This is a genomic window from Helicobacter sp. L8 (assembly GCF_003660355.1).
Taxonomy (GTDB): domain Bacteria; phylum Campylobacterota; class Campylobacteria; order Campylobacterales; family Helicobacteraceae; genus Helicobacter; species Helicobacter labacensis.
Genome location: NZ_QXQR01000029.1, coordinates 1 through 10,508, shown reverse-complemented (window position 1 = coordinate 10,508; position 10,508 = coordinate 1). Strand labels below are relative to the sequence as shown.

Genomic DNA, 10,508 nt, shown 5'->3' with positions numbered 1-10,508 from the left:
TAATGGGGCTGTAACCAAGTATGGCTACATACTAGATACAGCTAGTTATGGATCGTTGAAACAAGAAGCCCACCCGTCTTTAGCGGGTGGGTGATTCACGCTGGCTGATCGCAAAGCTATCTAGCAAGATGATATAGCTGTAATTTTGCACACTCACCCCCCCGGTGGTTACCATCTCGCTTCGAATGGGTTTTAGGGGAAAAGCTTGGGTGTTGTTGTGCTTAATACCCGCCCTGGCTTGAAAAATCGCGCGTCTTAGGGCTTTTAAGCTCATCACATCATCGGCTTGGATTTGTTTAGTTAAGTCCGCTGGGCTATCTGTGGGCTGGGGGGTTTTATAGCCCTCTGTGGCGTCGCACACAACGACATTGCTAAAATCATTGCATAGCGCGCACACTAGCTGGCGATCTCTCTTGGTTTGAATCCACTCAGTTAAGCTATCTGAAGCTTCTTTGATGAAGTCAATATGCTTTAACGCGCTGTAATGCTTGATCTCGCTCTTGATCGCATTGCCCACCACCTCCGGGTAAATGGTTTGACTCAAAATTTCTAAATTGTCAAAGTTGCTATTAAAATCGCTGTTGCCCTTCACCCCTGTTCCGCTTAACTGGGCTTTAAGGCGGGGTCTATAGGGCTGGTTATCTGCTACAATGTAGCTGCGCACACCTCTATCGCTCCCTCTACCCGTCAAGGGCTCAAAAGGGCTTTTCTTCCAACTGGCTAGCTCGATGCTCTTGGCAATCTGCACGCTCACATTGGGATCATCCTTCCAATTGGCTAAGTTGATGTTGTTCAAGTCTGACAAGCTCATGTTTTCTCCTAAAATCTATCCATGACTAATTCTTGGGGGTTGGGGTTGTTAGCGGGGGCGGCTTGACCTTCTAGGCGTTGGGGTAGGTTTTCCTCCTCGCCCTTGTAGCTTTTAAAAAGCTGGTAAAGGGTTTCAAAAAACTCCACTCCTTGCAAATTGTCTAGCTCCTTCTTGTATTTGGGTGGCAAATCGTCTTGGTAAAAAGCTACCATCTCCTCCATATTGGCATCGGGGTGCTTGGCTAAAAAATCGGCTTGGGCTTGCTGGACTTCTTGCTCCCCTTTCTTGGTGTGGATTTGCCCCTGTAAGTCGTTTGCCTGCTGGACTTTGCTCCCTAAATTGTCCTTTAGAAACTGGTTTTGCATTTCTAAAAGCTTTTTGATGAAGGCTTCTTTGTCGTCAAAAAAAAGCCCCTCTAGCTGTGCGTCTATGTTTTCAGATGCCCACTTGGCAAAATCGCCCTCAAGGCTGGCTTCTGCTTGGGCGATCTCATCTTTTAAGACTTTTAGCTGGTTTTCTTGCTGTTCTAGGCTGGGCTGTGCGTCCATGCGTGTCCTTATTTTTTGCGCATTTTAAGCAGAAAAGCGCAAAAAAAACAAGGGTTAAAAGGTGTAAAATTTTACCGGAATGATAGGGCAAGACTTGTCTAATTTTGCCTTTCAAATAAATCCTATGACTACCTTTCTGCCTCAACAAAAATATTATTTAGAGCTTCTTGCAAACTATCCCCTTGCGATACACAGCCTTTCAAAGAAGGAACAAAAGCAAAATACCCAAACTCGTCCTTCTCAATGATAGCGTTTAGAATCATTGACATAACCTTACTTGAATAAAACGTGAATTGAAAGATTCAAGTACGATTCTCTAACCCCCCTGTATTTGGGCTAGTTTGGCTTTTAGCGCGTCCGCGTGGTGGGTGTCGCCCCGCTCTAGCGCCTCTTGCAAACTAAAATGTAAACGCCTGATCTTAAAAGCTAATAAACTCTCCTGCCAACTAGAAGGCTCAAGGGGTTTAAAGCGCACATCTAACCTGCCCACTCTGCCTAAGTCCTCCCTAGCTAAAGCGTTAAACTCGTCTTGTAGGTGGAAGTCCTGCGCGCTTAAAAAGCGTTTGGCGGTGTATCTAAACTCCGCGCTAATGAGCATTGTGGCTAAAATCCTGCCCTCTAGCCATAGCGGGCTAGCTTGAAGGGCGGGCGTGGCGCGCACTAAAGCGCGCTTGCGCTCTTGTGTGTCCTGCCTAATAGCCTCCATGTTGGGCGCGCGCAAATGGCTTAGGCAAAAGTGTTTCAAAAAGGGGGGGTAGTTCTCTATGAGTTCCAAAAGCGCATAATAGTTTCCATCTAACAAGTGGGGGGGCTGGCTAGAGTCTAGCTTGGTGTTGCTAAAATAGCTCCACCCATGCGTCTTGAATAGGTCGGGCTTGACACCACTCTTCAAGGCTTCTCCCATGTCCTTGATCTGGGTGTCCTTAAACCTTACAACACCCACATGGCTATAAGCGCGCTTAAAGCACATTTCTAGCGCGCGCATGTTGGCTTTCTGTCCGGCCTCGTCTTGATCAAAACTAAAGACAATTTCTACATTCATGCTAGCTAAATGCTCTAAATGCGCTTGGCTAAAGGCTGTGCCCACACAGCACACCACATTAGGGTAGCCAAAAGCTTCAAAACCGGCTACATCTAAAAAGCCTTCTGTGATGATGGCTTGTTTTTTGAGCATGATGCTTCCTAGGGCGCGGTGCAAATTCCAAAGTATCTTAGATTTGTCAAAGTAGGCGTTCTGCCTTGAATTAATGTATTTGGGCGCGTCTTTTAAAGATGGTGTTCTGGGCGCGCATAAGCGCGCGCTAAAGCCACACACCCGTCTAGCAAAATCTCTCAAGGGGAACATAATGCGCCACTTGAAAAGCCCCTCTAAAAGCCCGCATTCTAACAAGGCTTCTTGCCCAAATTCTGATCTTAGGGCATCTAGGGCTTCTTGGTTGCAAAAACCCAACTGGTAGTCTTCTATGAGTTGGCTAGACAGCCCGCGCTTGGCTAGATAGTCTAAAACAACGCTTTCTTTTTTAAGCGCGTGGGCAAATATTTCAACCGCGCGCGCTAGAGTGGTGTAGCCGGGCTTTTGGGGGGCTTGCGCGCTGAACTCTAGGGGAAAGTTGAAAATACGCGCCACTTCTATGAGCGCGTCCTTGAAGTCCACCCCCCTAAACTCTTGGATAAACCTAAAAGCATCCCCCCCCCTAGCGCACCCAAAACAATACCATGATGCGCTATGTGGGTAAATAGTAAAGCTGGGTGTTCTCTCGGGGTGTATGGGACAGATCGCGCTATATACGCTCCCATTGCGCCGCATTTCAAGCCCTAAAGCCTCAAAAAAGGCTAGAATGTCTATTTTGTCCTTAAGGGCATCTAGGTTCTTAACCAAAAAGCCCCCGATCTGGCTCTAAATTTAGCGGACTTGGGGTGCGCCTAGTCATCATAATACCGCGCGCATTCTTTGCACAAGGGGGCTTGAGAATCCCCCTGCCCGCAACTAGGACACACTAGGCGTTCTAAATAGCCTTCTATGCCATCGCTTAGCACGCCTCTATCTTGGCTGAAACGCTCTAGAGCGTCGTACACGCTTTTGCGAACATAGATAGGGTAAGTCTCTTCTTGGGTGTAGTTTTCTTCTAACATGCTTTCTCCTTGAGTTTTAGCGCCAAATACTCTAAGTGCATTTGGCGCAATGTGTAATCTAGGTGGTATTTCCCATTTTGGTAGCTGTGCTGCACAATCCCGCTAAAATTGCTTGGCAAAACAAACACGCCCTTAGCGGGGAAGACAAAAAAATCGTTCTGGGTTTTTTGCTCCAACATCAAAATATAGGGGTGGAGCGCGTGCGCATAGATGTCGCACCAATGGTACAAATTCCCCTCGTATTCAAAGAGTAGGGCTTTTAGCCCCCCTAGATTAATAACCTCCCTGGGCAAGTGCACTATTAACCCCTTATCCACATAGACACTCTCCACGGGGGGGGAGCCTAGCACAAAGATAGCGGGCTTTTCATCGCATATGCCTAGCTGGAAAAAGCTAAAGCCACATCCCCCCCCCTCTATGAAGGCGCGCGCTTGGGCTACCTTTTCATTTGCCTCTTTTTCAAACTCATGCCCGCTTGCAAAAGTGCGATCCTCTGTGTTTTTAGTCATTGATCAATCCTTCCAAATCCTTTTTTAGCTTGTCGCTCTCATGGTCCTCCTCAAAACAATACAGCTCGCGGTTCACTCTAAAGCGTTGCACCTTGTCTAAACCGCCCTGCTTGTTTTTGATGAAGTGCACCTTGCGGTAAGCTGTTTCCTCTCCCTGTTTGTTGTGCACCTTTTCAATGTGCAAAAACACCTTAGCCATGTGCGCGCCCATCTTGCTTTTAAAGGGCGATCTAGAATCCCCCTTAGCTGACTGGACAATCAAAAAGATCACGATCTCTAAATGCGGGTCATGCGCCACACTCAAAAGCCTCTTAAATTTGCGCGTCTCTTCTTCCTCGGGGATTCGATCCCGCGCCACATCTAGGCAATATTGCGAATCGATCAAAAACGCCTTCACCCCCTCTTTGGCGCGCGCCTTGATCTGGGCGATCACATCCTCTAAGTCCTGCCCTACATCGGTGATAAGCAACCTTTCTTCATCTAGGCGCGCGGTGGATTCTTGCACTTCTTGTAACTTAGGGACAAGCCCCCTTAAGGGAAACTCAAAGGAAAAAAAAGCCACGCGCACGCTCTGGCTAATGTGGCTCAAAATCTGTAGCCCTAACATCGTTTTTCCCGCGTCTGGGTCGCCCCCGATCAACACTAGGCTTTGGGTTTCAAAACCCCCGCCTAGGGCTTTGTCTAAAGACGCGATGCCACTGGGCAATTTCTCTAGGGGGGTGGTGTGGGCAAAGTGCTCGCACCACTGGGCAAAACTCTTAAAGACATTCTTGGATTCAAGGCTGATGTAACGATCTAAAAACTCTTGATCAAAGACTTCCCCCCTTAGGGCGCACTGGGCTAGCTGGCTAGCTAAAGCCTTTTGGGTTTTCATCTTCAAGGCGTGCTTTAAATCCTCCTTGAAGTCCAAATAAGATGGCTGGGGCTCTTTGGCTACGATCGCCTGAAATTCTGGGCTAGCACAAAAGGACGCCCCTAAAGCCACCTGAAGGGCTTCATAGCCCACGCCTAGCCCCTGCTCCACGCGTTGGATCACAAATTCTAAGATGTCCTGGTGCGCCTTCTCAAAGTATTTCAAAGAAATGCCCTCTAAGAGTTGGTCTAAATAGCGCGGGTAGGTTAACACGCTGTGCACAATGAGCCTTTCTAGCTCTAGGGGGTCAAAATCTAGCATGGGCACTCCTCAAGCGCGCTAAATAGGCTTGGTTGGCTTGCACAAGGGCGTAAATGTGGAGGTTTTGGCTGGCTAGCATGTACAAGCTCTGCAAAAGCGCGTCTTGCAATAGGGCGTTTTGGCTTAGTCTCTCTTGGCGCGCGCGCGTCTTGAAACGCACTAGAACAGCTTCGCTTAGTATGAATTTTTTGCGCACTCTTGTAGGCGCGCTTGGATTTCTTCCACCGCGCATGGCTTTCTCCTTTTGCCAATAAAAAACGCATGGCGCGCTCTACAAAACGCGCGCGACTCTGCCCCTCTATCCCGCTTGCTTGGTCTAAGATCGCCAAAAAAGAAGGCTCTAAAAAGAAACTTCCGGAGTGCACCTTGGGGGGCTTTTTCATGCCTGCTCCTTGGCGGGCTTAGAACAGCGATCTAGAGCTTTGGGGATCACCTCTAAGATGTTATTTTCATTAAGCCCGTTGTAAGTCTCATAAAGCTCTGCAAAGAGGGCTTTCACACGGCTTAAAAAGCGTGTGTCGGTGTTCTTGGGCTCTAAGATGTCGTTGTAGCCCCGGCGCACACTCAAATCCACGCACGCGCACACATCCGCGCCCTTGTTTTTGAGTTCGATCAAGCGATCGCGGATGGCGATTTTCATGGCATGGGACACTTTAGTGCGCGCTTGGCGGTGGGCTAGAAATTGGCAGTAAGCTTTTTGTTCTTCTGGGTCCAAGCCTTTAAGGTTGATTTGGCAAAGGCTCAAGAGTTCCCGGAATGTTTGGACGCTATCTGTGAGTAAAACGCGTTCTTGGGAATCTTTCTTAAAAAAAGAATCTCGCGCGCGCGCTTCTCCCATGTTTCTTTTTATACTTCTTTTTAATTGTGCGGTTTGTTCAGATGCCGTAACCCTTGCGCATTCTGCGGGGTTTTGGGCATCACACCCCCCTAAAATGGGGGCTTGTGGCGGTTTTGGGGTATTTGGGGCTTGGTTTTCTCCGCCATCGGGGGTTTTGGGTGTGTTGGGGATTTGCAAGATGTAATCTTTTTGGGCGCTGAAGAGTCCCTTTTGGGTTCGATAGGACTTGATGATCAACCACCCCTTAGCCTTAAGCTCAGTTAGATACTTGTAGATGGTGTCGCGGTTGAGCTTAAGAGCCTTAGCCATGCAAAAGATGTTAACTTGCCATGTGGTGGGCAAAGAACAAAGATAGCACGCGATGGCTTTTGCCATAAGGCTAAGGCTGGGATCATGCATAAGCTCGTTGGGAATCGCGCTAAAATTGTGTGTGGGAGCGAACTTGATGATCATGGCTGTCCTTTAAAAAGAGAGATAGGGGGGTGTGATCTTGGGGGATGTAGGCGGCATAGGCGCTTAGGGTGATGTAGGCGTTTTTATGCCCTAAAAGCGCGCTGGCGCGCAATAAGTTCACCCCCGCGCTCAAAGCCATAGAGGCGAAGGTGTGGCGGGTGCTATAGAGCTTGCGCGGGGCTAGCTGGGCTTTTTTCAAGAGCGCAAGCCATCTGCGCCCAAAGTCTACGCGCCCCTTGGCTTTTTGTCTAAAAATAAAAGAATCTTGGGACTTGCCCTTGAGCCTTAAGAAGGCTTGCTTAGCGGGCTCTAGCATTTCTATTTTGCGCTTGCTTGATCTAGTCTTGGGGGTTGTGATCTCGCCTTTTTGGCTGATCTGGCGCGTGATGTGGATAGTGTTGTTCTGAAAATCTAGATCGCTCCACTTCAAGGCTAGGATTTCGCCCGGGCGCGCCCCCGTGTAAAAGGCGACTTGTAGATAGTCCTTTAGCTCCTCATTAGCGCATAGATCAAGCACCTTGCTTACCTCCTGTGGGCTTAGCGGGGCTTTCTCCTTGGGCTCTTTGGCGCAAGAAATGCGCGGTTTTAAAAAGGGGCTGGCTTGCAAAAAGTCCTCTTCCACGCCAAAAGCTAACAAGGCTTTAAGCTGGTGGGCTAGATTGTTGATGTGCGCTTGGGAAGTGTTGCTAGCCACTAGCTGGGAATAGAAGTTGTGCACTAGGTCTTTGTTGATGCGGCTTAGCGGCGTGTGCGCTCCGCCTAGTAGCTCTACCACGCGCCTTAAAAAGGACGCGATGGATCGCTTAGATGTGGGTTTGAGCCATTCTAGGCGTTTTTGGTAGGCTTGCACTAGATCGCCCAAGGCGCGCCCCCCCTCTGGGCTTTTTGGGCAATCTTTTCCCTCGTGCAACTCTTGGGCTTTGGCGCGGTTTTGTGGCGTGTCTAGCATTCTAAAGCTAAAGCGTTTGCGCTTGCCCTCAATGTAGACTTCTCCATAAAGCCATCCTTTGCGGCTGATAAACCTCAATTCCTCATGCGATTGGCGCATATGCTCTCCTTGTGTTTTTTGCTTAAAAGCCTAGTGTAACAACTTTGGCGCATTGTGGCACATATTTGGCACGCCCCCCCTTGGGGATTCAACTTGGAAAAAAGCTAGGGTTTTTTCAAATGGGGGTGTAGAGTTGGGGTAATACTTAATGGGGTGAGGAGGCTTAAAATTTATGCGATGGGAGTTGTGTGGGTGGTATTCTCAAAAGAAGTAAAAGAGAAAAATTAGCAAAGTTGAAACAAGCCCCCTCCATTGCCCCCCTAAACCCCCACTTCGCTCCACTCAGCGCGCTTGGTTAAAAAGGCGCGCGCTAAGGCTTGTGCGCCCTCTAGGGTGTGGTTGGCTGCCCAGCCACATTGTTTTTCATTGCTTGCGGGCACTTCGCTAGCCTTGAGCACATCTTGCATGGTTTTTTCTAAGAGTTCTAAAATCTCATGGTAATTGTCGTGGTTTAACACCAACAAGTAAAAACCCGTCTGGCAACCCATAGGCGACCAATCTAGCACATAATCCGCGTGGTTGCGGATGAGTTCTGCCACCAAGTGCTCCAAAGAGTGCAAACTGGGCATGTCCATGTGTTCTTGGTTGGGTTGTTTCAAGCGCACATCGTATTTGACAATCACATCCCCGCCCTCTCCCCTCTTGCGATCGGCTACACGCACATAGGGGGCTTTGACTTTAGTGTGATCTAAATTAAAACTTTCTACATTCATTTTCATGTTTTGCTCCTTTTCAAATTAGCCCAATTTAGCAAGGGCTTGTTCTAAATCCTCTAATAAATCCTGTGGGTGTTCGATCCCTACAGAGAGGCGCACTAAGCCATCTTTAATCCCCACAGCCTCGCGCTGTTGCTTAGGGATGCTCGCATGAGTCATCAAAGCTGGGACACCTACCAAACTCTCCACTCCGCCCAAACTCTCGCCTAAAATGAACAATTTCAGGTTCTCTACAAAGGGGATCGCCTCGCTATCCTTTTTAAGGGTAAAAGAGAGCACACCAGAAAACCCGCGCATTTGTGCTTTGGCTAGATCGTGCTTGGGGTGGGTGGGCAAACCGGGGTAATAGACCTGTTCTACTTTGGGGTGGGCTTGCAAAAACTTAGCGACATTCAGGGCGTTTTGTTGGTGTGCCTCCATGCGCAAGGCTAGGGTTTTGATACCTCTTTGTAATAACCAACTATCCCAAGGTCCTAACACCCCTCCAATAGCGTTTTGATAAAAGGCAATCTGATCGGCTAAATCTTGGCTATTAGTAGTTACCAGCCCAGCCACCACATCGCTATGCCCGCCTAAGTATTTAGTGCCACTATGCACCACGATGTCCGCACCCGAAGCTAAGGGGTTTTGGTAATAGGGGGTCGCAAAGGTGTTATCTACAATGCTAAGTAGTTTATGCGCTTTGGCAATGCCCGCGCATTGTTTGAGATCGGTAATTTTAAGCAGGGGATTGCTAGGGGTTTCTAAATAAAGGGCTTTGGTGTGGGGTTTGATCGCCCTTTGGATTGCAGAGGGGTCGCTGGTGTCTATGATCGTGCAAGAAAGCCCGCATTTAGAAAGCACCTGATCAAAGAGGCGAAAAGTCCCTCCATAGACATCATCACCCAAGAGCACATGATCGCCTTGTTGCAAGAGAGAAAACACCGCATGGATACCCGCTAGCCCAGAGGCAAAGGCAAAGCCCCTCACCCCGCCCTCTAAGTGCGCGATGAGTTCTTCTAGGGCAAAACGGGTGGGGTTGCCCGAGCGCGAGTATTCATAGCCCTTAGGGCGACCTACCCCCTCTTGGCGGTAGGTAGAAGTTTGATAAATAGGCACACTCACCGCCCCTGTTGTGCTATCCTCACTGATCCCCCCGTGAATAAGTTTTGTTTGCATGCGCATGGTTGTCTCCTTTATAGATAAATACCCTTAGATAAATAACGATCAGCCATATCGGGGAAGATCGTCAAAACTTGACTACCATTTGGCAAGCGTTGCACCTCGCGCAGTGCCGCCACAAAAGCTGCCCCACTAGAGCTCCCCACCAATAAGCCACTTTTTCTAGCTAGCTCCCTAGTGCAATCAAAACCCTCTTTATCTGTGATGGTCTCAAAGCCATCAATGTTTAAATCGTCAAAAAATGGGGGGATGAATTCTACCCCAATGCCCTCAATTTCATGGGGTCCAGGCTCTCCCCCATTTAAAATCGAACCCTCTGGTTCTACCCCCACCAAGCGAATCGCAGGGATTTTCTCTTTGAGATATTTAGCTGTGCCCGCAAAAGTGCCCCCACTCCCAATTCCTGCCACAAAGCTAGTTAGATTGGTGCTTAAGTCTTGGATGATCTCTGGTCCTAAAGTGTGATAATAGGTTTGTGGGTTGAGCGGGTTTTCAAATTGTAGGGGCAGGTAGCTATGTGGGATACTCTGGGCTAACTCTTTGCTTTTAGCAATCGCCCCCTTGATGCCTTGATTAGTAGGCGTGTTGATCACCTTTGCCCCTAAAGCCCTCATAATTTGTTGTTTTTCTAGGCTAAATTTTTGTGGGACCACAAAGATCGTTTTGAGATCGTGCTGGCGCGCGCACAAAGCTAGGGCGATGCCCGTATTGCCCGCGGTGGGCTCAATGATAGTCGTTTGGGGGGTGATCTTGCCCGTTTTTAGCCCCTCTTCTATGAGATATTGCCCCAAGCGATCTTTAATGCTCCCCCCCGGGTTTAAATGCTCCAATTTGGCGTAAATGAAAGATTTTTCAGGGATGGGGTAATCTTTGCTAGTGAATTTAAAAAGGGGGGTAGAACCGATGGCTTGTGTCATGGTGGTGATGATCATGCGATCTCCTATTAACTATCTTTTGGGATTTAGCTTTTTAAGGCTAGTCTGACTCCACTTAAGGAGTGCTTACACCAAAGTTGACAATATCTTAGGGTGTTTTTTCATAAAACTTATTTGCGCAATACACTCTTTTTCTGTGGGTGTCAAATTGCGGGCTCAATAAATCCTTGCTCTCAATATTA

General features: G+C 48.4%; 12 protein-coding genes and 2 pseudogenes. All 14 read right to left on the bottom strand.

Annotated features, from left to right (window positions below):
* Window positions 1-79: 79 nt before the first annotated feature.
* The 14 genes and pseudogenes from EAO37_RS08610 to EAO37_RS08545 all read right to left on the bottom strand — a co-directional run bounded on the left by EAO37_RS08610 (window position 80) and on the right by EAO37_RS08545 (window position 10,323).
* Window positions 80-811, bottom strand: a complete 732-nt coding sequence (locus tag EAO37_RS08610; protein ID WP_240451793.1) for a hypothetical protein — start codon at window positions 809-811, stop codon at window positions 80-82.
* 8 nt (window positions 812-819) lie between these two features.
* On the bottom strand, window positions 820-1,359 hold the full coding sequence (locus EAO37_RS08605; RefSeq protein WP_120953263.1) for a Coiled-coil domain-containing protein: 540 nt from the start codon (window positions 1,357-1,359) through the stop codon (window positions 820-822).
* Window positions 1,360-1,420: 61 nt separating this feature from the next.
* Window positions 1,421-1,516 (bottom strand): annotated as a pseudogene (locus EAO37_RS08600) (toxin-antitoxin system, toxin component, HicA family protein); the annotation flags it as partial.
* A pseudogene (locus EAO37_RS09745) lies at window positions 1,509-1,622 on the bottom strand (type II toxin-antitoxin system HicB family antitoxin); the annotation flags it as partial. The pseudogenes EAO37_RS09745 and EAO37_RS08600, both read right to left, overlap by 8 nt.
* Window positions 1,623-1,675: 53 nt before the next feature.
* A complete protein-coding gene (locus EAO37_RS08590) occupies window positions 1,676-3,238 on the bottom strand; it encodes a CHC2 zinc finger domain-containing protein (protein WP_120953257.1) in 1,563 nt (520 codons plus the stop codon).
* A 44-nt stretch (window positions 3,239-3,282) separates the two neighbouring features.
* Window positions 3,283-3,492, bottom strand: coding sequence for a hypothetical protein (locus EAO37_RS08585; RefSeq protein WP_120953254.1), 210 nt, complete (start codon window positions 3,490-3,492; stop codon window positions 3,283-3,285).
* Window positions 3,486-4,001 carry a hypothetical protein gene (locus EAO37_RS08580; RefSeq protein ID WP_120953251.1) on the bottom strand — a complete coding sequence of 172 codons (516 nt, stop codon included), beginning with the start codon at window positions 3,999-4,001 and terminating at the stop codon, window positions 3,486-3,488. The genes EAO37_RS08585 and EAO37_RS08580 overlap by 7 nt, the downstream gene beginning before the upstream one ends.
* Window positions 3,994-5,175 (bottom strand): DnaB-like helicase C-terminal domain-containing protein, encoded by a 1,182-nt coding sequence (locus EAO37_RS08575; RefSeq protein WP_120953248.1) that lies wholly within the window; start codon window positions 5,173-5,175, stop codon window positions 3,994-3,996. The genes EAO37_RS08580 and EAO37_RS08575 overlap by 8 nt, the downstream gene beginning before the upstream one ends.
* Window positions 5,162-5,407: a hypothetical protein gene (locus EAO37_RS09330; RefSeq protein ID WP_162983010.1), complete on the bottom strand. Its 246-nt coding sequence runs from the start codon at window positions 5,405-5,407 to the stop codon at window positions 5,162-5,164. The genes EAO37_RS08575 and EAO37_RS09330 overlap by 14 nt, the downstream gene beginning before the upstream one ends.
* Window positions 5,408-5,554: 147 nt before the next feature.
* Window positions 5,555-6,466, bottom strand: a complete 912-nt coding sequence (locus EAO37_RS08565; protein WP_120953242.1) for a helix-turn-helix domain-containing protein — start codon at window positions 6,464-6,466, stop codon at window positions 5,555-5,557.
* On the bottom strand, window positions 6,432-7,514 hold the full coding sequence (locus EAO37_RS08560; protein WP_120953239.1) for a site-specific integrase: 1,083 nt from the start codon (window positions 7,512-7,514) through the stop codon (window positions 6,432-6,434). Before EAO37_RS08560 ends, EAO37_RS08565 begins: the two co-directional genes overlap by 35 nt.
* Window positions 7,515-7,774: 260 nt before the next feature.
* Window positions 7,775-8,233, bottom strand: coding sequence for an S-ribosylhomocysteine lyase (locus EAO37_RS08555; RefSeq protein ID WP_162983009.1), 459 nt, complete (start codon window positions 8,231-8,233; stop codon window positions 7,775-7,777).
* 18 nt (window positions 8,234-8,251) lie between these two features.
* The gene (locus EAO37_RS08550) at window positions 8,252-9,394 is read right to left on the bottom strand and encodes a cystathionine gamma-synthase (protein WP_120953235.1); all 1,143 of its coding nucleotides are present in this window, start codon (window positions 9,392-9,394) and stop codon (window positions 8,252-8,254) included.
* Between the two features lie 11 nt (window positions 9,395-9,405).
* The gene (locus tag EAO37_RS08545) at window positions 9,406-10,323 is read right to left on the bottom strand and encodes a cysteine synthase family protein (RefSeq protein ID WP_120953232.1); all 918 of its coding nucleotides are present in this window, start codon (window positions 10,321-10,323) and stop codon (window positions 9,406-9,408) included.
* Between the last annotated feature and the right edge of the window lie 185 nt (window positions 10,324-10,508).